23 protein-coding genes are annotated in these 25,588 nt (G+C 64.8%); 8 read left to right on the plus strand and 15 right to left on the minus strand.

Features of this window, described 5'->3' with window-relative positions; all coding sequences use genetic code 11:
* Window positions 1–171 precede the first annotated feature (171 nt).
* The 7 genes from QQZ18_RS16155 to QQZ18_RS16185 all read right to left on the minus strand — a co-directional run bounded on the left by QQZ18_RS16155 (window position 172) and on the right by QQZ18_RS16185 (window position 7,429).
* Window positions 172–852, minus strand: coding sequence for a D-lyxose/D-mannose family sugar isomerase (locus tag QQZ18_RS16155; protein ID WP_284541978.1), 681 nt, complete (start codon window positions 850–852; stop codon window positions 172–174).
* A 16-nt stretch (window positions 853–868) separates the two neighbouring features.
* Window positions 869–1,885 carry an aldose 1-epimerase family protein gene (locus QQZ18_RS16160; RefSeq protein WP_284541979.1) on the minus strand — a complete coding sequence of 339 codons (1,017 nt, stop codon included), beginning with the start codon at window positions 1,883–1,885 and terminating at the stop codon, window positions 869–871.
* Between the two features lie 41 nt (window positions 1,886–1,926).
* Window positions 1,927–2,499, minus strand: coding sequence for a 6-phospho-3-hexuloisomerase (gene hxlB / locus QQZ18_RS16165; RefSeq protein WP_251728825.1), 573 nt, complete (start codon window positions 2,497–2,499; stop codon window positions 1,927–1,929).
* A gap of 85 nt (window positions 2,500–2,584) precedes the next feature.
* Window positions 2,585–3,610, minus strand: coding sequence for an ABC transporter permease (locus tag QQZ18_RS16170; protein WP_284541980.1), 1,026 nt, complete (start codon window positions 3,608–3,610; stop codon window positions 2,585–2,587).
* Window positions 3,607–5,115, minus strand: a complete 1,509-nt coding sequence (locus QQZ18_RS16175; RefSeq protein WP_284541981.1) for a sugar ABC transporter ATP-binding protein — start codon at window positions 5,113–5,115, stop codon at window positions 3,607–3,609. Before QQZ18_RS16175 ends, QQZ18_RS16170 begins: the two co-directional genes overlap by 4 nt.
* Window positions 5,116–5,131: 16 nt before the next feature.
* Window positions 5,132–6,079 carry a substrate-binding domain-containing protein gene (locus tag QQZ18_RS16180; protein WP_251728831.1) on the minus strand — a complete coding sequence of 316 codons (948 nt, stop codon included), beginning with the start codon at window positions 6,077–6,079 and terminating at the stop codon, window positions 5,132–5,134.
* Between the two features lie 243 nt (window positions 6,080–6,322).
* Window positions 6,323–7,429: a LacI family DNA-binding transcriptional regulator gene (locus QQZ18_RS16185; RefSeq protein ID WP_284541982.1), complete on the minus strand. Its 1,107-nt coding sequence runs from the start codon at window positions 7,427–7,429 to the stop codon at window positions 6,323–6,325.
* A 331-nt stretch (window positions 7,430–7,760) separates the two neighbouring features.
* Between QQZ18_RS16185 and hxlA the strand changes: the two genes are divergently transcribed.
* Both hxlA and hxlB (QQZ18_RS16195) read left to right on the plus strand, forming a co-directional pair.
* Complete coding sequence (gene hxlA, locus QQZ18_RS16190; RefSeq protein ID WP_284541983.1) at window positions 7,761–8,390, plus strand: 3-hexulose-6-phosphate synthase; 630 nt, start codon at window positions 7,761–7,763, stop codon at window positions 8,388–8,390.
* 26 nt (window positions 8,391–8,416) lie between these two features.
* A complete protein-coding gene (hxlB, locus tag QQZ18_RS16195) occupies window positions 8,417–8,977 on the plus strand; it encodes a 6-phospho-3-hexuloisomerase (protein ID WP_284541984.1) in 561 nt (186 codons plus the stop codon).
* A gap of 58 nt (window positions 8,978–9,035) precedes the next feature.
* On the opposite strand, the gene QQZ18_RS16200 is transcribed toward hxlB (QQZ18_RS16195), so the two are convergent.
* The 3 genes from QQZ18_RS16200 to QQZ18_RS16210 are packed head-to-tail and all read right to left on the minus strand — an operon-like array spanning window position 9,036 to window position 11,599.
* Complete coding sequence (locus tag QQZ18_RS16200; RefSeq protein ID WP_284541985.1) at window positions 9,036–9,785, minus strand: ABC transporter ATP-binding protein; 750 nt, start codon at window positions 9,783–9,785, stop codon at window positions 9,036–9,038.
* Window positions 9,782–10,576 (minus strand): ABC transporter permease, encoded by a 795-nt coding sequence (locus QQZ18_RS16205; protein ID WP_284541986.1) that lies wholly within the window; start codon window positions 10,574–10,576, stop codon window positions 9,782–9,784. Before QQZ18_RS16205 ends, QQZ18_RS16200 begins: the two co-directional genes overlap by 4 nt.
* A gap of 3 nt (window positions 10,577–10,579) precedes the next feature.
* Window positions 10,580–11,599, minus strand: coding sequence for an ABC transporter substrate-binding protein (locus tag QQZ18_RS16210; protein ID WP_284541987.1), 1,020 nt, complete (start codon window positions 11,597–11,599; stop codon window positions 10,580–10,582).
* Window positions 11,600–11,973: 374 nt separating this feature from the next.
* Between QQZ18_RS16210 and QQZ18_RS16215 the strand changes: the two genes are divergently transcribed.
* Both QQZ18_RS16215 and QQZ18_RS16220 read left to right on the plus strand, forming a co-directional pair.
* On the plus strand, window positions 11,974–13,974 hold the full coding sequence (locus QQZ18_RS16215; protein ID WP_284541988.1) for an FAD-dependent oxidoreductase: 2,001 nt from the start codon (window positions 11,974–11,976) through the stop codon (window positions 13,972–13,974).
* A gap of 4 nt (window positions 13,975–13,978) precedes the next feature.
* Complete coding sequence (locus QQZ18_RS16220; RefSeq protein ID WP_284541989.1) at window positions 13,979–15,829, plus strand: [FeFe] hydrogenase, group A; 1,851 nt, start codon at window positions 13,979–13,981, stop codon at window positions 15,827–15,829.
* A gap of 68 nt (window positions 15,830–15,897) precedes the next feature.
* Here QQZ18_RS16220 and fabF read toward each other — a convergent pair whose 3' ends face one another.
* The 5 genes from fabF to QQZ18_RS16245 form a co-directional block, all read right to left on the minus strand.
* The gene (fabF, locus tag QQZ18_RS16225) at window positions 15,898–17,163 is read right to left on the minus strand and encodes a beta-ketoacyl-ACP synthase II (RefSeq protein WP_284541990.1); all 1,266 of its coding nucleotides are present in this window, start codon (window positions 17,161–17,163) and stop codon (window positions 15,898–15,900) included.
* 67 nt (window positions 17,164–17,230) lie between these two features.
* On the minus strand, window positions 17,231–17,650 hold the full coding sequence (locus QQZ18_RS16230; RefSeq protein ID WP_284541991.1) for a MarR family winged helix-turn-helix transcriptional regulator: 420 nt from the start codon (window positions 17,648–17,650) through the stop codon (window positions 17,231–17,233).
* A 106-nt stretch (window positions 17,651–17,756) separates the two neighbouring features.
* Window positions 17,757–19,478 carry a 2-isopropylmalate synthase gene (gene leuA, locus QQZ18_RS16235; RefSeq protein ID WP_284541993.1) on the minus strand — a complete coding sequence of 574 codons (1,722 nt, stop codon included), beginning with the start codon at window positions 19,476–19,478 and terminating at the stop codon, window positions 17,757–17,759.
* Window positions 19,479–19,791: 313 nt separating this feature from the next.
* Window positions 19,792–20,355, minus strand: a complete 564-nt coding sequence (locus QQZ18_RS16240) for a UbiX family flavin prenyltransferase (protein WP_284541994.1) — start codon at window positions 20,353–20,355, stop codon at window positions 19,792–19,794.
* Window positions 20,352–21,842, minus strand: coding sequence for a UbiD family decarboxylase (locus tag QQZ18_RS16245; protein WP_284541995.1), 1,491 nt, complete (start codon window positions 21,840–21,842; stop codon window positions 20,352–20,354). The genes QQZ18_RS16240 and QQZ18_RS16245 overlap by 4 nt, the downstream gene beginning before the upstream one ends.
* 197 nt (window positions 21,843–22,039) lie before the next feature.
* On the opposite strand from QQZ18_RS16245, the gene ubiT reads away from it, so the two are divergent.
* From ubiT to QQZ18_RS16265, 4 genes are read left to right on the plus strand one after another with little or no spacing between them, the layout of a single operon-like run.
* Window positions 22,040–22,579 (plus strand): ubiquinone anaerobic biosynthesis accessory factor UbiT, encoded by a 540-nt coding sequence (gene ubiT / locus QQZ18_RS16250; protein WP_284541996.1) that lies wholly within the window; start codon window positions 22,040–22,042, stop codon window positions 22,577–22,579.
* Window positions 22,576–23,565 (plus strand): ubiquinone anaerobic biosynthesis protein UbiU, encoded by a 990-nt coding sequence (gene ubiU, locus QQZ18_RS16255; protein WP_284541997.1) that lies wholly within the window; start codon window positions 22,576–22,578, stop codon window positions 23,563–23,565. Before ubiT ends, ubiU begins: the two co-directional genes overlap by 4 nt.
* 26 nt (window positions 23,566–23,591) lie before the next feature.
* Window positions 23,592–24,491 (plus strand): ubiquinone anaerobic biosynthesis protein UbiV, encoded by a 900-nt coding sequence (ubiV, locus tag QQZ18_RS16260; RefSeq protein ID WP_284541998.1) that lies wholly within the window; start codon window positions 23,592–23,594, stop codon window positions 24,489–24,491.
* Window positions 24,488–25,579 carry an NnrS family protein gene (locus QQZ18_RS16265; RefSeq protein WP_284541999.1) on the plus strand — a complete coding sequence of 364 codons (1,092 nt, stop codon included), beginning with the start codon at window positions 24,488–24,490 and terminating at the stop codon, window positions 25,577–25,579. The genes ubiV and QQZ18_RS16265 overlap by 4 nt, the downstream gene beginning before the upstream one ends.
* Window positions 25,580–25,588 lie beyond the last annotated feature (9 nt).

Here is a 25,588-nt window from a genome sequence, read left to right on the forward strand (position 1 = left end):
ACACTCCTCTGGCCTTTTGGCCAGATTCTTGAACAAGCCCCCGCGTCCCGGGATCGGACGGAACCGGACTCGTCTGAGGATGCCGGACTTACGGCCATGCTAATCCTCTGGCCGGGTCCTCACGGAACCGGCCAAGGGAAAATGATGTCGGGTCGGTCCAGCTAAAGATTGTCAGGCAGCCGGCGGATACTCGGTGCACAGCAGCCGATAGGGCGCTTCGTCCTCCTCGATCTTCGGGAAGCGCGGGTACTGCTCAAGGAAGCGATTGTCGGTGTTGTCATCGTTGCACATGGAGACTTCGCCGATCAGTACCGACCCCGTACCTGGCTCGACGATGAACTCGTGGTAGTAGTAGGGGTAGAAGGTAAGGCTCTCGCCCGGCTTGATGAGGATGTCCTCGCCGGCCTTCACCGTGTAACGGCGACCGTCGCGGTTGATCTCGACATCGGTATCGGCCATCGCGCCGTCCTTGGTGGCGTTGTAGAGACGGAAGATCAGGTTGCCGCCCCCGCGATTGATGATGTCCTCCATCTTCGACCAATGGAAGTGCATCGGGGATACCTGCCCCTCCTCGATCATGATGATCTTCTCGGCATAGGTCTTGGTGTACTTCTTGTTCTTGACGTTGCCGTTGCGCAGCGTGATCAGCGCAATGCCGAGTTCCGCATACTTGCCCATACCATAGTCGGTGACGTCCCAGCCGAGCATGTTGTCGCGGATCTCGTCATACTCATGTCCGGCCGTCTTCCACTGTTCGGGCGTCCAATGCAGGAACGGCGGCAGCGCGAACCTGTAGTCGCCGAGCATCTGCTCCATACGGCGGATTGCGCCGTTGATTTCGGATCTTTTCATCGGGAGGTCCTCCAGTTCATCGGCGCGACAGCCGACGTGCTTCATTCTGAACGCGGTCGATATCCTCATCGCCGTCGAGCACGGTGATGGTCAGTTCGAAGGTTTCCTTGGCCTGCGGTGGAAGCATGTGCAGAGCGCCGGCGGAGACATGATGCGGCCGGCCGTAGACCGACGAGTTGGCGGGCTCCAGGCCCATGGCGTAATCGCCGGCCGCCATCGACTTCCATTGCATGAAGTAGGGCAGCGCCTTGCGATTGAAGTCGAGGCGGACACCGAGCTTCAGCTCGGGGTTGACGAGGGCAGCGAAGGTGTTGCCCGCCGCGTCGGCGGCCAGCTCGTGCAGGAACACGTACTCCGGCTCGTTTTCCGAAGGCGCCGCCACCGATGCCCAATCGTCCAGGTGCGGCCGGCTGGTCTCGTCACGCGGGCGCGTGTCCAGCGCCGGCAGGACCAGGCGAGCCGCTTCCGACAGCAATGGGTGGCCGACATTGAAGTGATAGAGCAGCATCAACGGTTCGGGGCGAAACGCCTGATTCTCGACTTCGTCGACGATCCGGACGATGCGTTCGCCAAGACGGGTCTCGATCGACCGCCGCAACACGAGATTCTCGCCGAACAACTCGGCTTCGCGGATCTCGCCGGACACGCGCATTACATAGTCGTCGCCATCCCAGAAGGCGTCGGCCGACCGATGCTCGGCCGGCGTCGTACGGATGCGCCCGTGCATCGGGTAGTCCTTGCCGTCCAAGGTACAAGGCGCACAGATGTTCTCATAGCCGGCCGTGAAGAGCATGCCGCCCATGATCGACCGCTGAGCTTCCGCACCATGCGTGTCGTAAGCGGTCCGGCCGATCAGCCCCGGCTTCGACAGGAAGTTGAAGCCGACCCCGCGATAGCTGAAGTCGCCGATATCCAGCCCCTTGTCGGCCAGCACGTCGAAGGCGAGCGGTCCATTCCGGACTGCGTAAGCGGTGAGGCCGTCGGCCTTTCCCTCGCGGTAGGTCAGAGGGCGGACGGACGCCAGCTGTTGCATGCTGCCCATCCGAGCCAGCATGTCTCGCTTGGAAAGGATGGTCATTCGAGGTTGGCGTGGTATTGCCACAGCCCCTTCAGGTCGAGCTTGCGCTCGTCGATGATCATTTTGGCGACGATGTCGCCGAAGAGAAGCAGCGATTGCTCGAACAGCGAGGTCATCGGTTGCCGGGAATCGATCTCGTCATCGAGATAGAGCTTGGTGCGGACGGGAATGCGCACCATGAAATCGGCGACCTCCCGCATGTCCGACTGCGGATTGGAGCCGATGTGCACCACCTTCGCCCCGACCGTCTTGGCCTTGCGCGCGATCGCCACGGGGAACAGCGACGACCCGCTGCCCGAGCCAACGATCAGGAGATCCTTCGGCGTAATGGCCGGTTCGGTGATGGCGCCCACGTAGGTGATGGCGATGCCGAGATGGGCGAAGCGCTTGGTCATGGCCTGCAGCGCCAGGAGCACGCGCCCGACACCCACCACGAAGACCTTGTCGGCGGCGAGCAAGGCGTCGACGAAGGCCTGAACCTGGGCGGGATCGATCCGGTCGAGCGTCCGGGAAAGCTCCTCGACCACCAGATGCGAGGTGTCGCGGAACACGCTTTCATAGGGTTGCACGGTGTTTCTCCGATGGAGTTCGACTTGAAGGGAGAGGGCACGGCGGAGCGGAGGAGAGGCGCGCCGTGCCCCGTCGCCGGCGGGGTCAGCCCCGCCGGGCGTTCATGGCCTGAACCTGATAGATCAGCACGGCGCCGAGGATCAGCAGGGCGCGGGCGACGTACTGCCAGTATTCGTCGATGTTGAGCAGCGTCATGCCGTTGAGCATGATCGATAGGAACAGCACGCCGACGAAGGTGCCCCAGACGCGGCCCTTGCCGCCCATCAGGCTGACGCCGCCGATGACGCAGGCAGTGATCACGGTGAACTCCCAGGTCACGCCGACCGTCGGGTTGCCGGCCTGGATCTGGCTCGACACCATGATTGCGGACAGCACGGTGAAGATGCCGATCATCGACATCACCGCCATGCGGACGCCCAGCACGTTGATGCCCGAGAGTCGCGCCGACTCGGCATTGCCGCCGACCGCGTAGGCCGACTTGCCGAAGACCGTGTAGCGCGAGATGAACCAGGTGACGATGAAGACCAGCAGGAAGACGAAGGCTTGGAAGGGAATGCCGAAGATGGCGCCCGAGCCGAAGAAGAAGAACCAATCCGGATAGGGCGTCACCGGGAAGCTGCCGGTCAGGAGATAGGCGCCGCCGCGGAAGGCGGCCATCCAGGCCAGCGTGGTGATGAAGGTCGGCACGGAAAGCACATGGCGCACCCAGCCGGTAAACATGCCGGCGAGGATGGCGATGCCGAAGCAGAGCACGACGCCGATGACGATGGAGATCTCGGCCGACCAACCCGCCGTTGTCAGGCTGTCGGTGACCACGGCGAGCAGGCAGCCGAAGAAGGCCAGCCCTGACCCGACGGAGATGTCGATTTCCCCGAGGATCAGCACGAACGTCATGCCGAAGGCGATGATGCCGGTCATGGCCGCGTTGCGCAGGATGTTCATCCAGTTGTCCCAGGTCGCAAAACCGGGAGCCGTAAAGGCCAGCAGCAGGATGATCACCAGCAAGATGGCTTCGAGGACGAAATCGGACAACTTGAAGAAGGGCCGGCGCGTGGCGGCGAGGGGCGCGAAGCTGCCCTTGGCCTTGCCGGTGGTATCACTTGTGGTCATTTCGCCATCTCTCCCATGCACATGGCGTACAATGTCTCGATCGGCGTGTTCTCCGGCTCCCGGACCTCGCCGATGAAGCGCCCCGCCTCCATGATCAGGATGCGATGGCAGACCTCCAGCAGCTCCTCGAGTTCGGAAGATACGAAGACGACGCTCAGCCCGCGGCGTGACAAGTCCCACATGATCTGGAAGATCTGCTGCTTGGCGACGATGTCGATGCCGCGCGTCGGCTCGTCGAAGAACACCACCTTGGGGTTGGTGTTGAGCCAGTTGCCCACGACGACCTTTTGCTGATTGCCGCCCGACAGGGATTGTACTTCCTGCAAGGCGTCCGACACCTTGATCTGCAGGCGCCCGATCCACTTCTCGGCGACCGGCGCCTGCAGGAAGTGGCTGAGGAAGCCTCGCTGGCCGACTTCGTCGAGGCTGGCCAGGCACAGATTGTCCTCGATGGACATGATCTGGATGAGGCCTTCCTCCTTGCGATTTTCCATCGTCATGGCGAGGCCGAGCTTCTTCATGCGGGTCACCGTCGGTCGCCGCACCTCGGTTCCGTTCAGAACGATGGTGCCCCCGTCGATGGCGTCGGCGCCGAAGATGCCGCGCAGCAACTCGCTGCGACCGGCGCCGAGCATGCCGGCGATACCGAGAATTTCTCCGGCGCGCAGATCGAAGCTGATGTCCTCATACTTATCCTTGCGGTGAAGGTCCGTGACCTTCAGGCGGATCTCCTCGCCAACCTTGAGGTCGGCCGGCCGGCTCTGGAGGGTCGTTTCGCCGAACATCATGTCGACGATGACTTTCGGCGTGGCGACGTCGATCGGCACGGTCCCGACCAGTCGGCCGTCGCGCAGCACCGTCACGTAGTCGGCAACGCTGCGAATTTCGTTCAGCTTGTGGGTGATGAAGATGATCGCCACGCCCTTCTCGCGCAGCGACCGAACCACTTCGAGCAGGCTGTTGATCTCATGGCGGGCGAGCGCGGAGGTCGGCTCATCCAGAAGCAGGACGCGCGGATTGAGCGACATCGCCTTGGCGATCTCGATGACCTGGCGCTGACCGACGGAGAGCTCGGAGATTTTCCGCGTGACGGGTATGTCGATCCTGAGCGATGTCAGGATGTCCTGGACGTGAGCGTTGGTCTTCTTCCAATCGACGGTAATGTCGCCCGGCCCCATGGTGGGGAAACGACCGAGCATGATGTTCTCGGCCACCGTGAAGTCCAGGATCAGGCTGAGTTCCTGATAGACGACGGCGATGCCGGCCGCATTGGCATCCGCCGGCCCCTTGAACCGGGCCTCGACGCCGTCGATCCGGATCTCGCCGGATGTCGGGACGACCGCTCCCGACAGGCATTTGACGAAGGTGCTCTTTCCCGACCCGTTCTTGCCCAGGAGGGCGTAGACTTTTCCGCCGTCGAAGGCGGCGGAAAAGTCGTCGAGAGCGAGGACCCCGGGATAGGCTTTCGTCAGATTGCTGATTTCAAGCTTTGCGGGTCCCATCATCCGTTCCTAACCTCGGTTACTTGACGGTCTTGGCGTACTCGGCAACCGCCTCGGGGTTGGCGCGAGAGAGCGTCAGGCCGGGAACGATGATCTCCTTGTCGACCGCCTCGCCCTTCAGCGACTTGATCGCGTTTTCCATGGCCAGAGCGCCGATCTTGAACGGGTCCTGGGCGGTGGAAGCCTGGAGGATGTTGTCGTCCGACTTCAGGAAGCCGACGATCTGCTTGTCGAGATCGATGCCGAACACCGGGATCTTCTTGCCGGAGTTCTTGACGGCGAGAACCGCGCCGATCAGGCCGCCGGCGTTGCAGCCGTACATGAGATCGATATCAGGATGAGCCGTGATAATGTCGGCGGCCTTCTTGATGGCCTCCTCCGCGACGGGCGAAGAAGCCTCGGCCACAAGCGTCACGCCGGGAATATCCTTGATTTCGTTCCAGAAACCGTCCTGGCGCGCGTTGCTTTCCGGCGGGAGCTGGGCCTTGTAGTTGATGATGGCGACCTTGATCTCCTTCTTGTCGCCGTAGTGCGCCTTGATGTAGGCGGCAGCTTCCTTGCCGCTGCCGGCGCCGAGCAGGGTGTTGTCCGACATTACGGTGGACACCGGGAAGTCGGCAGCCAGCTTGTTGTTGAAGCTGACGATCTTGATGCCCTTGTCGTTGGCGGCCTTGACGGCCGGGATCGAGGCGGCAGCCGGATCGAGATAGGTGATGGCGATGGCATCGACGCCGCGCGCGGCGTAGGTGTTGACCACCTCGACTTCCTTGCTGATCTGGTTCGAGGTGTTGGACGTCAACAGGTTGACGCCTTCCTTCTCGGCCACCGACTTCATGCCGAGCAGCGTCGTCTTCATGAACTGGTCTTCCTGGAAGACGATACCGGCAACCGTGAACTTGTCAGCGGCCTGCGCGACGACAGGCAGCATGAAGACGGCAGCAAGCGCCGCCGTGACGAATTTCTTCATCGAAGAACCTCCCAAAGATCGCGGATAGTGACAGGTCGTCCCGTGCCGTTCACGGGAACCTCACCGTCTGGCGGCGTACCGAACCTCCCCGGCACGCGACGAAGACATATAGCACCAATTTGTGTATTCGCAATACAAAAACAAAAAGAATCTGAAATAAACTAAAGTACAATACGTCAAAGAATCAGTTTAGCGCGACCTACGGCCGCGTTTTGTTCAAGTTTACACAATATAAAAAGAGATTTACCGCCCGTCGTCCTCCGCCCCTTGAAGGGCTCGCACCGACTGCCGATGAACGATCTCCGTCCGAAGCATCGCGGCTTGGGAGGAGCCTTCGCCATTGATCTCGGCCAGCAGCAGATTCATCGCCAAACGGCCCAATTCATAGGTTGGGCGCCGTATGACGGTCAGAGGCGGCGTGAACACCGATACCCATGGCGGGTCGTCGAACAGGATCAGCGACAGATCTCGTCCGATTTCGAGACCGATCTCTCTTGCAGCGGCGATGCAGCCGATCGCCATCTCTTCGTTGGTCGCCAAAATGGCCGTCGGCCGCGGCTCGTCCTTGAGGATTGCCATCGCCGCCGCCCTGGCGTGCTGGAACTCGCCCCGGCTGTAGCGCAGCCACTTGTGCGTGGGAGTGATTCCGGCCTCGGCCAGCCCGACGGTACCGCCATGCATGCGTGCTTCCGCCGTCCAGACAATATCCGGAGGCTCTTTGGTGGTGTGACCAACGGCCGCCGCCGTCGCCACCATCAGGCCGATGCGGCGATGGCCGCAGGCGACGAAGTGGCGAACCGCCTCGCGCGAAGCGGCAAAGTCGTCGGTGGTGACCGAGCTGATCTTCAGCCCTTCGACATAACGGTCGAGCAGGACGATCGGCACCGAGAGGCCGCCCTCCTCGGGCTGGAGATGGCTGAAGTGCCGACGGGAGGAGGGAACCACCACCATGCCGTCGACGCGCTTTTCCACCAGCACGCGAATGGCGTCGCGCTCAGCCTCGAGATCGTCGCCGGTGTTGAGCACCAGGATCTGGTAGTCGGACGAAGCGGCGGTATCGATGATGGCGCGGATCGACGTACTGAAGAAGGAGTTGGAGATATCGGCGACAACCACGCCGATGGTCAACGTGCGCCCCGACCGCATGGAACGGGCCAACTCGTTGACCCGATAGTTGAGTGCCTCGGCGGCGGCCAGCACCTTGGCCCGAGTTTCCTTCGTGACCAGGCCGTAGTTGCCAAGCGCCCGGGCGGCAGTCGCGCGCGACACGTTCGCACGCTGGGCGACGTCGATCAGCCGCGCCCGTTTGCGCGCACCATCGCCGATATCGCCGGACTTGCCGTCATCCATACCCTCGTCTCCCTGACTGATACGGACAAACCGCCCGCATCGGCGGATGAGAACGATCTCATTTGCGAGTGAAATTGTCACAGACACTCTGCGCTGTCAATACTGATGAAATATCTATGTAGTCGACCTCTTCTACGACTTTTGGAGGTACGCTAGACTACGAGTCGAGCTTTCGGAGCGGACGAGAGATGAGGCGCCGGCCCTGGCTCGGCGAGGGATGACGACCGACCGTTGAGACAAATGGGATCGAGCTCATTGAAGCGGACCACGGGTCGCGTTCCACGCAACATTTAAGCTCCGGAGGAGGTTCGGAGCCAGGAGGACAAGCAACATGAAGCTTCAGCTCGCGCTGGACGACATTTCGACCGACGAGGCCCTGGCTTTGCTCGATCGCGTGCATCCGTTCATCGACATCGTCGAGGTCGGCACGCCGTTCCTGCTGGAGGAGGGACTGCGACCCGTACGGCTCTTCCGGTCCCGTTATCCGGACCTGCCCGTGCTGGCCGACGCCAAGATCATGGATGCCGGCCACTACGAGGCTCGACAGGCCTTTGCCGCCGGTGCCGCCTACGTGACGGTTCTCGGCGTCACCGATCTCCTGACCGTCAAGGGATGCCTTGAGGTGGCGGCCGAGTTCGGCGGCACGGTGGTCGCCGACATGATCTGCGTCGAGGATCTGCCGAAGCGGGTCCGGCAGTTGGAGGACCTCGGCATGAAGGCCCTGGCGGTCCACACCGGCGTCGACCAGCAGGCCGCCGGTCGTACGCCGGCCGACGAACTCGCAGTGATGAAGCAGGCGTCGCGGCAGTCCGAGCTGTTCGTGGCCGGTGGCATCACCCCTGCGACGCTGTCCCGATACATCGATCTCGGCGCCGACGTCGCCATCGTGGGGAGCGGCATCCGGCATGCCCCCGACCCGGTGAGCGCCGCCGAGGAGCTTGCCCGATTGGCGCGGCGCTGACGACGACAGAGGAAAGGGAAGAGATCATGAGCATAGCCGACTTCACCGGCACGATCCTCGACGAACTGCGCTCTGTCCTGTCGAGAGTCCCAGCGGCCGAGGCCGACGCCTTCGTCGCCGACATCCTGTCGGCAAGACGGATCTTCGTGGCCGGTGCCGGACGATCCGGCCTCGCCGGACGCGCCTTCGCCATGCGCCTGATGCACTTCGGCTTCGATGCCTTCGTGATCGGCGAGATCGCTACCCCGGCCTATTCGGCGGATGACCTACTCGTTGTCTGCTCCGGATCGGGCGAAACGGGGAGCCTCGTGTCCATCGCGGAGAAGGCGCGACGGATCGGCGGCAAGATCGCGCTGGTCACCATCGTTCCCGAGTCCAGCATCGGCAGGCTCGCCGACCGGCGCCTGACTCTGCCGGCACCGTCGCCAAAGGCGAAAGCCGGTGAAACGGTCCGGTCGGTCCAGCCTATGGGCTCGCTCTTCGAACAGGCAGTCCTGCTGTTCCTCGATGCCGTCATCCTTGAGCTGATGGCGCGGCGCGGCGTGATCAGCGAAGAGATGTTCACCCGCCACGCCAATCTGGAATAGCGGCTGACAAGCGCCCACCGAAGCGAAGCCGCCTCGCGGGCGCGCAAAGCCGACGACGTCAGATCGACAGCGTCGGCCGGAAAGCGTCACGGATCGCCTCCAGACCGGCGATGCGGCGAATTTCGGCCTCGACGAAGGCGTCGTCCCTGAGGCGGGCCGGACGCTCGATGGCGAGGCGGGCGACGATCCGGCCCGGACGGCCGGACAGAACCACGGCGTGATCGGCCAACCGAACCGCCTCGGACAGGTCGTGCGTTACCAGCACGACCGTCACACCGCGCTCCTGCGCATCGAGCCGGACGAGTTGCTGCATCTCGCGCGACAGGCCGACGTCGAGCGCCGAGAAGGCTTCGTCGAGCAGCAGCAGATCCGGCTCGACGGCGAGAGCCCGTGCCAGCGCCACCCGCTTCTTCATGCCGCCGGACAACTGATGCGGATAAAGGCCGGCCTCGCTGTGACCGAGCCCCACCTTGACCAGCATCGAGCGCGCCCGCGCGAGCCGGTCGGCGCGCGCCAGCCGCGTGCCGGCGAGGCCAAAGGCGACGTTGCCGCGCGCCGTCCGCCAAGGCAGGAGGAGCGGATCCTGAAAGACGAAGGCGGAACGCTCGAACGGCCGTTCGACGCGGCCGGCATCGGGGACGAGAAGACCGCCCAGGATCTGGAGCAAGGTTGTCTTGCCGGTCCCCGACGGACCGAGAATGGCAAGGACCTCCCCCTTCGGCACCCTAAACTCGATGTCGTCGAGCACCCGCGCGCCGGCAAAGCCGTGCCCGATGCCGCTTGCCGCGAGCGCACCCTCCTGGCTCATGTGGCCTCCCCCGGCAAACCGCGCCGCCACGTCTCGAAATGCCGGCGGACGGGCTCGATGACGAGGCGGTCGACGACGAGCAGCAGCGCCACCACCACGATCACCCAGGCCATGGTCTTGGCGGTATCGACTTCGGCGCGGGCCGCCGCCAGGCCGTCACCGATGCCGCCGGCGCCCGACAGAAGCTCGGCCATCACCGCCACTTTCCAGCTCATGGCGAGCGCCGTGCCAAGAGCCGGCAGCAGATAGGAGAGTACGTGCGGCAGGTAGACGTCGGCGATCATCGCCCCGAGCGGCACGCGGAAGGCGCGGGCCATGGTGCGGAGCCCACCATCGACCGTCCGCGTACCTTGCGTTGCCGCGGCGAACACCACCGGTCCCGCGGCGACCGCCACCGAGAAGGTGGCCGCGAGGCCCGAGCCGCCGAACCACAGCAGCGACAGCACCACCCAGGCGATGGCCGGTACGCCGATCAGCATGGTGGCGATCGGTTGCAGCATGGCCCTGACCGGCATCGAACGACCGGCGATCCCACCCAGGAGCGAGCCGGCCAAGGTTGCCGCGAGAAACCCCGATAGAGCGTCGCGCGCCGTCGTGACGACGGCCGGCCAAAGATCGCCGCTGGCGACGATGCGCCCAAGGGCGACCAGCGTGGAGAGAGGTGACGGCAGCACGAAGTCGCCATAGACGCGATGGCCGACCTCCCACAGCGCGACGACCACGGCGAGCCCCAACGCCGCCCAGCGGCGTTCGCCGCCGCCGACAAGCCGGCGCCAGGAGGTGCTGGCCATCCTCTACGGCCCCCAATAGAAGGCGGTTGCCGGCAGATGGTCGGCGACGATGTCGGGCGACAGCGTCATGAGGGCACTGAAATAGGCTTCAAGGTCGACCTTGGCTTCGAGCGCCGACGCGACTTTCAACCGAAAGCGAGGCAACGAGGCCTCGACGATGGGTGCCGGCAGCTTCAGCGGATCGGCGATCAGCGCGGCCGCCGCCTTCCGGTTATCGGCGACCCAGCCCGCCGCTGCGACCGACGCGGTATGCAGCGCCGAGACGACGTCGGGGTGTGCGTCGAGAAAGGTCTCCGTCACCGCGAGGCCGGCCTGCGGAATGCCAGCCGGCCGGCCGCTGCGGGTCGCGTAGAGTTCGGTCACATCGAGGGCGCGGGCGATGGAAATGCCCGCCTGCTTCGCCTTGATCTCGGCGGCGCTGGCCGCCGGCTCCGGCAGTACGGCGGCGTCGGCCTTGCCGGCAAGGAGCAGGGGCACCGCCTCGGCCGACGTGCCGACATAGGAAAGAGTGACGTCACGGTCCGGATCGAGCCCGGCCGACTTGAGCACGAAGCGGGTGAGAAGATCCGGCGCGTCGTTCTTGGCGCCGACCAGCAGCGTCTTGCCGCGGAGATCCTCGACGGTGTCAAGGCGCACGCCCTGGCCGGCAAAGACGTAGAGCAGTCCCCATGTCAGGACGTTGACGAGCCGGACCCCGGCGCCGCGATTGAAGAGGTTGGCGGCGGCATAGGTCGGCGCCGCGAACAAGGCGATATCGCCCGAGACCACGCCCGCGCGCATCTGGTCGGCCGTGCGCCAGACCTCGAAGCTTGCATCGCCAACCAGCGGCGCCAATGCACCCGAGGCCACGGCGCGCGCCAGCACGACCGAGGGTGACGCCGGCATGCCCCAGACCGTCAGGCGGTCGAGGGCCGCAGCCTCGGCCCTTGCCAGAGCTGGTAACCCGACAAGACCGGCTGCGATGGCTGCGCACTCGATGAAGCGGCGGCGGCTCATGCCGACAGGCATGGATAAATCTGTCATGGCGGAACCTGAGATCGGCGGTATGGCCGCCTCCTGAGAGGAGTTCTCATTACACTAGACCAATTTGGTCGCCGGGGAAATCGCCAGCCGAGCCTCCGAACCGGAGGAACAACGAACTGGAAACCAAGTTATTCCGATGATTTACGGATAGGGCTTCACCTTCATACGCGATAACGCGTAACACGAAAGCTGAGAACCATAAGCATCTAAATCGAAAAAGAGAAAAAGCAACTACGTAGCCCGCGACGTTTGACTTTCATCATTGCTGTTTGCATGGCAGATGCCTATGGAACGCATGATACGGACACATTTCCCCGAGGGTCGCTCGCCTGTGACAGACTTATGGGGAACGCCCAACCAAGTGGGGATGGAGCATGGCACAGGTTGTTTATGGCGTGTGGGACGGCGTCGTCCACGACTATCGCCAGGGAAAGGCCGTGGAGGGCGCGACGCCTCCCGACCTCAAGGACTTCGAGGTATTTGACGACAACAACCCGATCCGTGCCTTCGTGGCCGATCGCGGCTTCTTCGTCTTCGACGAGAAGGTCAACCTCATCGACACATTCTGGCAGTATCTCAGCAAGGCTGCCGACGAGTCCTGCGGCAAGTGTACCCCTTGCCGCATGGGCACCGTGCTGGTGCGCGACGCTCTCGGCGCCATGCGTCGCGGTCTCGATGCCGACCTCGGCCTCGACGAGATCGCAACCATGGCCGAGCAGATGCGCGCCACCTCGCTCTGCGGTCTCGGCCAATCCTGCGGCACCGCGCTCGGCAAGGCCATCGCCGCCTTCCGCGACGAGTTCGAGGCCGAACTCGCCAAGAAGGAGCCGGCCCGCCAGCAGCACGCCATGAGCTACATGACGGCGCCCTGCATCGAGGCCTGTCCGTCCAAGGTCAACGTCCCCCGCTACATCGACTACATCCGCGACGGCAAGCCCGAGCACTCGCTCGGCGTCATCCTGCAGAAGTATCCGATGGCCGCCACCTGCAGCCGCGTCTGCGTCCGCTTCTGCGAAGCGGCCTGCCGCCGCAAAATGGTCGACGAGGCGGTCGGCATCAAGATCCTGAAGCGCTACGTCGCCGAGTATCAGACCGGCCCGCATCCGCTGGTGTTCTCCAAGGAGATGATCGCCAACGTCCTGCCGGAAGACCAGCGCGTCGCCGTCGTCGGCGCCGGCCCGGCGGGCGTCTCTTGCGCCTACCATCTGCTGATGCGCGGCTACCACGTCGATGTCTATGAAGCACAGGGCGAGATGGGCGGCATGGCCGCCATCGGCATCCCGTCCTACCGTCTTCCGAAGGACGTTCTTCTCAACGAGATGAACGCCATCACCAAGCTCGGCGGTCGCTTCTTCTTCAACCAGCGCCTTGGCACCGACTTCTCCGTCGATGACCTGATGCAGCGCGGCTACAAGTCGGTGTTCCTTGCCCTCGGCTGCCAGGAAGGCACCAAGATGGGCTGCGAGAACGAAGACACCAGCCTTGAAGGTTACGAGTCCGGCATCGGCTTCCTGCTCAAGGTCCACGACCACGTGGCCGGCATCAAGACGCACAACATCGATGGCGAAGTGGTCGTCGTCGGCGGCGGCAACGTCGCCATGGACTGCGTCCGCTCGGCCATCCGCATGGGTGCCAAGAAGGTTCACCTCGTCTACCGCCGCACCGAGGCCGACATGCCGGCCGACCACGAGGAAGTCGTGGCCGCCCATGCAGAAGGCATCGAGTTCCATGTTCTGACCAACCCGCTCTCCATCATCTCCGAGAACGGCAAGGTCACCGGCGTCAAGCTCACCAAGATGGAGCAGACGGAAATGGACGCCAAGGGTCGCCGCAACGTGCGGCCGATCCCCGGCAGCGAGTATGTCATGCCCTGCTCGGTGGTGATCGCCGCCATCGGCCAGCAGGTCGATACCGGTTCGGTCAAGCCCGAAGACGGCGTCGAGATGAGCAAGTGGAACTGGGTGGTCGCCAACAAGGAGACGCTCGCCACGTCGCGTCCGGGCGTGTTCGCCGGCGGTGACTGCTACCTCGGCCCGTCGACGCTGATCGCCGCCATGGCCGACGGCCTCAAGGCTGCCCGCAACATCGACGATTACCTGCGTCGGGGTTCGACCCGCTTCTTCCCGCGCTCCCGCATGCGCAAGATCCTGGAGAACAACAAGCTGTTCTCCAACGACTGCATCGAAGTGCCGGTCAAGAACGAGTACCGCGTCCACCATCCGGAACTGTCGCCGGAAGTGCGCAAGACCATGTTCGGGGAAGTCGAGCAGATCATCAGCTCGGAGGACGCCTACAAGGAGTCCATGCGCTGCATGCGCTGCTACCGCATCTACTCCGTGATCACCGAACACTCCATCCCCGAAGGAGCGGCGTGAGACCATGTGCAACGTCGAAACCCTCATCCCCGTCGGCGCCGAGGCCACCATCGGCTTCAAGATCAACGGCAAGGCCCTGACGGCCTATCCGAACGAGACGATCCTCTCGGCCGCCCGCCGGCACGACTTCTACATTCCGACGCTGTGCGAGCTGGCGGACATCGACCACACCCCCGGCACCTGCCGCGTGTGTCTGGTCGAGATCCAGATGCAGGGCCAGGCCAGCACCCACATGGTGACGGCCTGCAACACGCCGGTTAAGGAAGGACTTGCCGTCGAGACGCGTACCAAGAAGGTGCGCGACATGCAGAAGCTGCAGGTCGAGCTCCTGATGGCCGACCATCTTCAGGACTGCGCCACCTGCATCCGGCACGGCTCGTGCGAGCTGCAGGACGTCGCCCAGTTCGTCGGCCTCAAGGAAAACCGCTTCTTCGACCCGATCCGCGTCGCCACCCGCGAGATCGACCGTTCGTCGCCCGCCATGGTTCGCGACATGACCAAGTGCATCCGCTGCCAGCGGTGCGTCACGGTCTGCCGCAACTACCAGGAAGTCGATGCGCTGGTCGTGACCGGCACCGGCCTCGACACGGCGATCGGCCTGCGTCACGGCAAGAACCAGAAGGACTCCACCTGCGTCACCTGTGGCCAGTGCGTCCTCGTCTGCCCGACCGGCGCTCTTGCCGAGAAGGACGAGACCGATCGCGTCCTCGACTACATCTACGATCCGGAGATCACCACCGTTCTCCAGTTCGCGCCGGCCATCCGCGTCGGCTTCGGCGAGGAGTTCGGCATGGCGCCGGGCACCAACGTCGAGGGCCAGATCATCGCCGCCTCCCGCAAGCTCGGCATCGACATCGTGCTCGATACCAACTTCGGCGCCGACGTGGTGATCATGGAGGAAGGCACCGAACTGCTGCATCGCCTCGGCGAACGCAAGCGTCCGACCATCACCTCCTGCTGCCCGGCCTGGATCAACTTCGCCGAGGTCCATTACCCCGAGCTGCTGCCGCTGCTCTCCTCCACCCGCTCGCCGCAGGCAGTGGTCGGCGCCATCGCCAAGAGCTATCTGCCGGTCAAGATGGGCCTGGATCCCAAGAAGATCCGCGTCATCTCCATCATGCCCTGCACGGCCAAGAAGGACGAGATCGTCCGGCCGCAGCTCGCCGACGATGACATGCCGAACGTCGACGTGGTGCTGACGACGCGCGAGTTCGCTCGCCTTCTGAAGCGCGAAGGCCTCGATCTCAACACGATCGAGCCGTCGACCTTCGACAACCCCTACATGAGCGAGTACACCGGCGCCGGCGTCATCTTCGGCACCACCGGTGGTGTCATGGAAGCGGCGCTGCGCACCGTCTACAAGGTCGTCAACGGCAAGGAACTCGACAAGATCGAGCTGACCCAGCTGCGCGGCTTCGAGGGCGTTCGCTCCGCCACCGTCGACCTCGGCGGCAACATCGGCGAAGTGAAGATTGCCATGGCCCATGGCCTCGGCGAGACGCGCGCCCTGATGGAGGCGATCAAGGCCGGCGAAGCCGACTTCGACTTCATCGAGATCATGGCCTGCCCGGGTGGCTGCGTCGACGGCGGCGGCACGCTCCGCTCCAAGAAGCAGTACCTGCCCTACGCCCTGAAGCGGCGCGAGACGATGTTCAACATCGACCGCAAGGCCAAGGTGCGCCAGTCGCACAACAACGAGCAGGTCAAGGCCCTCTACCGCGACTTCCTGGGTTCGCCGAACTCCGAGAAGGCGCATCACCTCCTCCACACGTTCTACAACGACCGCAAGGCCGAGCTGGAACTGACGGTCAAGGAGATCTGGGGCGAGATCAAGATGAGCACCATGATCTACTGAGATCGGGCGCTCCGAGACAATCGAGACCGGGCGGCGGGCCAACCTGCCGCCCGGTTTTTTATTGGGCTTCAAGCAAACCGCGAAAACACCAGGGCCGCGTTGACGCCGCCGAAGCCGAAAGCGTTGGACAGCACGTGATCGATGGCGGCGGGCCGGGCTGCCCCGGCGACCAGATCGAATCCCTCCGCCTCGGCCATCGGGCGCTCGATGTTGAGGCCGGCGGGCAATGTCTGGTGGCGCAGCGCCAGGATCGAGAAGATCGCCTCGATGGCGCCGGCGGCGCCCAGCATGTGACCAGTCGCCGACTTGGTGGAACTCACGGGCACACCACCGCCAGCCACACCGAACACCGATGTGAGAGCGGCAAGCTCCGCCGCATCGCCTACCGGCGTCGAGGTGGCGTGGGCGTTGACATAACCGATGGCGCCCGGCTCAAGGCCGGCCATTCCCAACGCCAGCCGCATGGCGCGCGCCGCTTCCCGTCCGTCCGGCCAACCGGAGGTAACGTGGTGAGCGTCGGTCGTCGTGCCATAACCCGACACGATGGCGAGAGGCACCGCCCCGCGCGCCTCGGCATGCGACAGTTTCTCGATGACCAGCGCCGCTGCGCCTTCGGACAGAACGAAGCCGTCATGATCGGCATCGAACGGCCGCGACGCCCTGGTCGGCTCGTCGTTGAAATTGAAAGACAACGCCTTGGCCGCCGTGAAACCGCCGATCGCCACGGGATCGACGCAGCCTTCGGTCCCGCCGCAGAGCGCGATGTCCGCCTCGCCGTTCCGGATCAAGCGCATGGCGTCGCCGATGGCCTGGGCCGACGCCGCACAGGCGGTAACCGGCGCGCCAGAGGGGCCACGAAAGCCGAAGCGGATCGATACCTGACCAGAGGCAAGGTTGGGCAGAAAGGACGGGACAACGAAGGGCGACAGCCGACGAACGCCGTCCGTCCGCAAGGTCTCGCTGGCTGCGGTGATCGCCGGCACGCCACCGACGCCGGTGGCAATCACCGTCGCCGTACGCATCCGCTCGGCTTCGCTTTCAGGATGCCAGCCCGCCTGGGCGAGCGCTTCGGACGCTGCCGCCATGGCGTAGTGGATGAACAGATCGGTACGTCGCAGCTCCCGCGGGTCCATGGCGGATTCCGGATCGAAGCCGCCTGGCTCGTCACGTCCGGGAACGAGACCGGCAATGCGGCACTTCCAGCCATCGGTATCGAACCGGTCGTTTCGCCGGATGCCGCTGTCACCGGCGATCAGTCGCTTCCAGATGGTCTCGACACCGGCGCCCAGCGGCGACACCGCACCCATACCCGTCACAACGATCGGCTCTTGCATGTCCGCCTCCATGTGTAGAAGCACCGTGCATATACACTATCGGAGTATGAGACAAGTCGCGTGATCGTCAGCGCGAGAACCGCTTGCTGATCTTGAGGTAGGTCTCGGTCTCTTCCGGTGAGCTGCTCCCCTTGAGAGCCGCCTGCGCCGCCTGCCATTCGACGATCAAACGGTCGAGCAGAACCTCCCCCTCCTCGGTCAGTTCGCTCACCCGCGTGTTGCCGCCGCCGTTGTCCGTCCGCCGCACCAGTCCCTTTGCTTCGAGCCGGTCGAGGTTGCGGATCAGGCTGGTGCGATCGAGATGGATGCGGGACGACAACACCCCAACCGTGGCGCCGGGGTTGTAGCGTATGGCGGCAAGCAGCGAGAATTGCTGCACCGTGACACCGAACGGCTTCAGCTCGGCATCGTAGCGCCGAACCAGCGCGCGCGCCGCCGCAACGGTGTTGAGCACGAGGCAGTTCGCAAGATCGTCGGGCAAAGACATGGGCCATGCTTGCACGCCCCGCGCGGCCGAAGTCAAGCGGCACCGGCAGATGCAAAAAGCCCCCGACCGCAGGATCGAGGGCTCTTCTCGTCACGGAAAGATCAGGTCAGCCGGCGTTGAGTGCCAGTACCCGGTTGACCGCCGACACCACGGCGGACAGCGACGCGGTGACGATGTTGGTGTTGATGCCGACGCCATGCAGCTTGCCGCCGGGGTGCTTCAGCTCGACATAGGCGATGGCCGAGGCATCGGAGCCCTGCTGGAGCGAGTGCTCGGAGTAGTCGGCCACCGACACGGGAATGCCGATATAGACCGACAGCGCATGCACGAAACCGTCGATCGGACCATTGCCGTGCCCCTCGATGCTACGCGAAACGCCGCCGTCGACGATCTCGGCGACACAAATGCGCCGCCCCTTCACGTCCGGATCGGGGAAGGTGTGGTGGTCGACGAACCTGAGCCGTCCTTCCGGCTGGTCGACGTAGAGCTGCATGAAGCGCTCGTAGATGCGCTGCGAACTGAGCTCGCGGCCCTCGCGGTCGGTGATCGACTGGATGTCCTCGCGGAACTCCACCTGCAGGGCGCGCGGCAGGTTGATGCCGTGGTCGTTCTGCATGAGATAGGCGATGCCGCCCTTGCCCGACTGCGAGTTGATGCGAATGATCGCCTCGTAGGAGCGGCCAACGTCCTGCGGATCGATCGGCAGATAGGGCACCTCCCAGACGCCGGTGTTCGACGCCTTCATGGCCTTGAGGCCCTTGTTGATGGCATCCTGGTGCGAACCGGAGAAGGCGGTGTAGACGAGTTCGCCGACATAAGGATGGCGCTCGGGCACCTTCATCTGGTTGGAATACTCGAACACGTCGCGGATGTGCTCGATGTGCGAGCAGTCGAGGCCGGGATCGATCCCTTGCGTGAACATGTTGAGCGCCATGGTGACGACGTCGACGTTGCCGGTGCGCTCGCCGTTGCCGAACAGGGTGCCCTCGACGCGATCGGCACCGGCCATCAGCGCCAGTTCGGCAGCGGCGACGCCGGTGCCGCGATCGTTGTGCGGATGCAGCGAGATCAGCACGGAGTCGCGCCGGTCGATGTTGCGGCTCATCCACTCGATCTGGTCGGCATAGACGTTGGGCGTCGCCATCTCGACGGTGGACGGCAGGTTGAGGATCAGCTTGTTGTCGGGCGTCGGATCGATGATCTCGATCACGGCGTTGGAGATTTCCAGAGCCACTTCCAGCTCGGTGCCGGTGAAGCTTTCCGGCGAATACTCGAAGCGGAAGCCGCCGCCGGCCTTGGCCGCCATGTCGGCGATCAGCTTGGCGCCGTCAACGGCGATCTGCTTGATGCCCGAGACGTCCTTGCCGAACACCACGCGGCGCTGCAGGCTGCTGGTCGAGTTGTAGAAATGGACGATCGGCTGCTTGGCGCCCTGCAGCGCCTCGAAGGTGCGGACGATCAGCTCCGGCCGGCATTGCACCAGCACCTGCAGAGACACGTCGTCGGGCGCGCCGCCCTCCTCCACGCACCAGCGGGCAAAGTCGAAGTCGGTCTGCGAGGCCGAGGGAAAGCCGATCTCGATTTCCTTGAAGCCCATCTCCAGCAGCAGGCGGAACATGTGGGCCTTGCGGTCGTGACCCATGGGGTCGACCAGCGCCTGATTGCCGTCGCGCAGGTCGACCGAGCACCAGATCGGCGCCTTGTCGATCACCTTGCCCGGCCAGGTGCGATCGCTGAGGTTGATGGGCGTGAAGGGGCGATACTTGGTGGAAGCGATGGGCATGCCCACCCTGTCGCGGCTCGTCCCGTTCTGAAATGTATCGGTCATGATGGCGTCACTCGTCTCTGGCTGGCACCATGGGCCGGTCGCGTCGCTCATCGACGTCAGAACACGGCATCAGGCACAATTGGTCACACGTTGGGTTGAGAACGAGAGAGCTCATGGCCAGCGGCGGGCTATCGGCCGCCGGGCGCTCCCTCACTGGACCCGGCAACCGCTGATAAGGCCGAGACGAAGAAGCGAGCCGAGCATCCGTGCGCGGTCCCCGGGGGCGGTGCCCTCGGCGGAGATATGGCGCGAGATGTCGTGCGTCGTGGTCATAGAAAGGGCTATACCCGTAGAAATGCGACCTGACAAGGGCTCACATACCCTGCCATCGCGTCAAAGCGGCGCCAGGATCGACACCCAGCCAGGAAAGAACGCGCGCCGCCATTTCGCGGACCATGTCGTCGATGGTCTCCGGCTTGCTGTAAAAAGGCGGCACCGGCGGTGCCACAACGGCGCCCATGCGGGTCAGCATCAGCATCGAATTGAGATGCGCCTCGGTTAGCGGCGCCTCGCGCGGCAGAACCACCAGCCGACGCCGTTCCTTCAGCATCACGTCGCCGGCCCGCGTCAAGAGGTTGTCGCCGAAGCCATGGGCGAGCGCCGAAAGCGTCCGCATAGAGCAGGGAACGACAGCCATGGCCTCGGCGCCGAACGAGCCGGAGGCGATCGAAGCGCCGAGGTTGCCGATGTCGTGCACGACGGCGGCAAGCCGGCGCACTTCGTCGATACCCGCCGGCCCGAGCTCGTGGGTGATGGTCCGCTCGCCGCCGGGGGTAACGACCAGATGCGTCTCGGCGCCGGCCGCACTGAGCTGGCGTAGCACCTCGCGACCAAGCGTCGCACCGGAAGCGCCGCTGATACCGACGACGATCTTCATGGCGCCGCTCCGAACAGCTCTACCCAACGGGCGTCGACCGAAGTCTTCACCGCCTCGTCCATCGTCATCACCCGTCCCCACTCACGGCTGGTCTCGGCGCCGATCTTGTTGGTGGCGTCGATGCCGATCTTGCCACCGAGCCCTTCGAGCGGCGAGGCGAAATCGAGATGGTCCATGGGCGTGCGGTTGAGCACCAGCGTGTCGCGGGCCGGATCGGCGCGCGTTGCCACCGCCCACATCACGTCGGACCATGAGCGCACGTCGATGTCGTCGTCGACGACGATCACCATCTTGGTCATGGTGAACTGCGGCAACAACGACCAGAAGCCCATCATCACCCGTCGCGCCTGACCGGCAAAGCGCTTGTCAATGGCGATGACGGCGACGCGGTAGGAACAGGTCTCCGGCGGCAGCCAGAGGTCGCGGATTTCCGGTATCGCCTCCATCAGCAGAGGTTTGAACACGTCGGCCAGCGCATCGCCCATCACTGCCGGTTCGTCCGGCGCCCGCCCGGTGAAGGTGGTGAGATAGGGCGCGCCCTCGCGCATGCGCATCGCGGTGAGACGGAAGACCACATGCCGCTCCGGCGGATTGTAGTAGCCGGTATGATCACCGAACGGCCCTTCCATCGCCGTGTCGCCGGCGGTGATCGTACCTTCGAGGACGATTTCGGCCGAAGCCGGCACATGCAGTGGAATGGTGCGGCAAGGCGTCACGGCAAGACGCGCCCCGGCAATGAGGCCGGCGAGCGACAGTTCCGTCACCCCTTCCGGCGCCGGCATGACGGTGGCGAGAATGGTGGCAGGGTCGGCGCCAATGACCACGGCCACCGGCATGCTCTCGCCGGCCTTCAACCATTGCCGATGATGCTGCGCACCGCCGCGCATCGGCAGCCAGCGCATGATCGCGCTCGTCTTATCGAGCACCTGCATGCGGTAGGCGCCAAGATTGTAGCTGCCGAGATCGTCGGCGCCAGGCGCGCGCGTGACCACCAGCGGCCAGGTGATGAGCGGGCCGGCATCCCCGGGCCAGCAGGTCTGGATGGGGAGCGCCGAGAGATCGACCGGAAGGTCGCGCCAGCGGCCGCGATCGCCAACGATCTTCGGCCGGGCGTTGAGCGCCGCGCGCGCGACCGGCCACAGACTGGCCGTCTCGCCCAGCGAGCGAGGCGGCTTCGGCGAACGCAGGAAGGCCATCATCCGGCCGAGCCGGGCAAGACCGGCCTCATCGGTGCCGAGACCGGCCGCGACGCGGGCGCGGGTGCCGAACAGATTGGCGACGACCGGCATCGCCGACGGTTTGCCGCCAACGGTGGGCGCGGAAAACCGGAGAACCGGTCCGCCTGCCTCGATCACCCGCCGATGAATTTCCGTGACCTCCAGCCGCATGTCGACCGGCGCCGCCACATCGCGGACATCGCCCTGCTTGTCCAGGAAATCGAGAAAGCTCGTGAGATCGGGAAAGCGCGGCAGGCTGCGGCTGAACATTCGATTTTCCCGACCTTTCGTTCGCATTGCCCGGGGGCCTTCGGTCGTTCCCCACTGGCACCGGGCAGAGCCGACACATAACACCCTTTTGCCAATCGGGCAGATTGCCACAGGAAAAACCGGTGCGTCTTTGAGCTATGACAAAAACATGAGCAGCGGTCTGTCCTAAGCTGACCGTCTTCGAAATGGATAACGTGATGGCCGAACATTTCCGGGGCGAACTGCCCAGACTTCTCCGCATTCTGGCGATGCCGGCCGGTTTTCTGCCGCTGGGGCCAGCGCTGACGCTGGCCGTTCGCCGATTCGCACGCCGCAAGCCGGCGGTCTTCGACCGGCTGGGCGACTACGGCAAATGCTCGTTCCTGATCGAACCGTCCGACCTCGATTTCAGCTTCCTGATGGTTCCGGACGGCGTGCGCGCCGAAGTGAAATGCATGCGCCGCCGGGCCACCCAACCGGCGGACGTGACGGTGCGGGCGCCCCTCCTCGTTCTGCTCGGCCTGCTCGACGGCACCCTCGACGGCGACGCCATGTTCTTTAACCGTGCAATCTCGGTCTCCGGACGCACCGACGCCCTCGTCGCGCTGCGCAACGCCATCGAGGACGCCGAGCTGACGCCGGCCGATTTCGTCGGCGCCACCGGCGGCCTTGGCAAGCTGGTCGACCGCTCGGTGATCGGTGGCCTCGGCCTTGCCCGCCGCTTCACCGGCTCGCCGATTCCTGGAGAGCCGTCATGAGTCTCGAACTGGTCTGCCCCGCCGGCACGCCGTCGGCACTGCGCGCCGCCGTCGAGGCTGGCGCCCATTCGGTCTATTGCGGCTTCCGCGACGAGACCAACGCCCGCAATTTCCCCGGCCTCAATTTCTCGCCCGACGAGATGATCGAGGGCGTCCGCTTCGCCCACGCGCATGGCGCCAAGGTGCTGGTGGCCATCAACACCTTCGCCAAGGCCGGCTCCATGGACGCCTGGAAGGCGGCGCTTGCCAATGCCGAGAAAGCCGGCGCTGACGCGGTGATTCTGGCCGACCTCGCCGTGCTCGATCACGCCGCGACGCACCATCCCAACCTGCGCCTGCACCTCTCCGTCCAGGCCGCCGCGGCGACGCCGGAAGCGATCGCTTTCTATGCCGACACCTTCGGCGTCAAGCGCGTCGTCATGCCGCGCGTCCTCTCCGTCGAGGAAATCGCCAAGCTCAACGCGGCGATCAACGTGGAGACCGAAGCCTTCGTGTTCGGTGGCCTCTGCCCGATGACCGAGGGGCGCTGTTCGCTGTCGTCCTATGCCACCGGCAAGTCGCCCAACCTCACCGGCGTCTGTTCGCCGCCGGAGCACGTCGCCTACTCCGAGGATAAGAACGGCACGGCAACGCGCCTCAACGGCTTCACCATCGACCGCTTCGGCGCCGGCGAGCAGGCGGGCTACCCGACGCTTTGCAAGGGACGCTTCATAGCCGGCGGCAAGACATCCTATCTCTTCGAGGATCCGGTCAGTCTCAACGCAGCCAGCCTGATCGCCGCGTTCGCCAAGGCCGGCATCACGGCGCTGAAGATCGAGGGGCGCCAACGCGGCAAGGGCTACGTCACGGAAGTGGTGCGCACCTTCCGAGCCGCCGTCGATGCGATCGATGCCGGCGGCACCGAGGTCGAGGTCGGGCGTCTGCTCGCCGGCCTCGTCGAAGGCGGCCGGCAGACCTCGGGCGCCTACAAGAAGACATGGCGCTGATACCCGGAACAGAGAAGTCGACTAAGATGACCAAGACCGGCCTCACCCTCGGCCCCGTTCTCTTCAACTGGTCCCCCGACCGGCTTCGCGATTTCTACGCCCGCATCGCCGATGAGGCGGAGGTCGACCGCGTCCACCTCGGCGAAGTGATCTGCGGCAAGCGTCAGCCTTTCACCGACGGTCTCTGGCCGGAATTGATCGAGCGCCTGCAGGCGGCAGGCAAGCAAGTCGTCCTCTCGACGCTCGCCCTGCCCTATAACCCGCGCGAACGCAAAGCCGTCACCGACTTCTGTGAGGTGGGTGAGATCGTCGAGATCAACGATCTCACGGCTCTGCCGAGCGTCGCCGGCAAGCCCTTCATCGTCGGCCCCTTCGTCAACGTCTACAACGAGGGCGCCGCCCGCTTCCTGGCCGGTCGCGGCGCCACCGGCATCTGCCTGCCGGTGGAATTGCCGATCGCTTCGGTCTCCATCATTGCCGGCGCACTGCCCGAGGTGGAGTTCGAGCTCTTCGCCTTCGGCCGCCTGCCGCTCGCCCTGTCCGGCCGCTGCTACCATGCCCGCCTGCACGGACTGCACAAGGACGGCTGCCAGTTCGTCTGCGATCGCGATCCGGACGGCCTGCCGGTCGACACGCTGGATGGCCAGCAGTTTCTCGCCATCAACGGCATTCAGACGCTGTCGAACGGCGTCGAGGCCTTCTGCCCGACGCCGGACGAACTCGGCAAGCTCGGCGTCCGCCGCCTGCGGCTCTCCCCTCACACCGTCGACATGGTGGCGGTCAGCCGTCTCTACCGTGCGCTGCTCGACGGCCGCGCCAGCCGGGCTGAAACGCTCGCCGCGCTGAAGGGGCTGAACCTTCCAGGCGAACTCGTCGACGGTTTCACGCGTGGCCAGCCTGGGAGTGCCCGCGTGGAGATGGCATGACGAGGCCGGATCCGTTCCGCGTCGCCTTCGTCCTGGCGGCGCTGACGGCGCTCAGGGCCATCGGCCCAGATATAGCTCCTGGGATCGGCGACATTGCCACCCACCCGAACGAACTGATCTTCGGCTTCTTCGGCATCCAGCTGTTCGGCTTCCTGACCGTGGCACTGCCACGCTGGATCGGCCGGCCGATCACGCCGGCTCCCATGCTCTGGGCCGTTCTCGTCGCCCATGCGGCAACGTTCCTCTGGGGCTGCGTCGACCCGGAACCGGCCGGCTTGCTGCGGGCGTTGGTGACGCTGTGCGGCGTCATTCTCCTGCTGTCGGTGACGCCAGCCGGCAAGACGGCCGAAACGCTGCCGATCCTCGGCCTTGCCGCCCTGCATGGCCTCATCGCCATCCCCGCCTTCCTGTATGGATGGCCCGAGGCCACCATGGCCGGCCTCGCGATCATCGTGCTGATCTGCATCGAGGTGTCGAACCGCATCGGCATCGCCGTGCTGGCGGTGGCGCGCGAGCGGGCGGGCTACCCCAAGCTCAAGCCCGTCCCGGCCATCATCGCCGTGCCGCAACGCGCCTTCACCATCCTGGCGCTCGCTTTGTGGGGACTTGGCTGGAACGCCGGCTGGCCGGCGCTGGCCGCCTTCCTGTTCGGCATGGCCTGGCTCATTCATATCGAGCCCTGGCGCATCAAGCCTTACGCCGGATGCGTCATCCTGGCGGTCGGCCTCGTCTGGAAACGGCTGGCCTTTCTCATGCTGGCGCTGATGGACCTCGGCATCGCCAACATCTCGCCTTTCGCCGTCATCCACGCCTTCGCCGTGGGCGGCCTTGCGACGCTGGCGATCGGCATTGCCACCTCCATCGTCCGCAAGAAGGACAAGCGATCGCTGATGCCCTCGCTGCTTGCCGATCTCATTTACGTGGCGATTGCCGGCGCCGCCATCGCCCGCGTCGGTGCCGCCATCGACGTCGAGCTTTACGACACGCTGATCCCGCTTGCCCGCTGGAGTTGGGCGGCAGCCTTCCTGGGATACATTCTGTTCACGCTGCGCGGTGCGGTCTGGCCGACGCCAGCGACCAAAGTATAAGCCAAACGA

It is taken from the genome of Pleomorphomonas sp. T1.2MG-36, from assembly GCF_950100655.1.
In the GTDB taxonomy this organism is placed as follows: domain Bacteria; phylum Pseudomonadota; class Alphaproteobacteria; order Rhizobiales; family Pleomorphomonadaceae; genus Pleomorphomonas.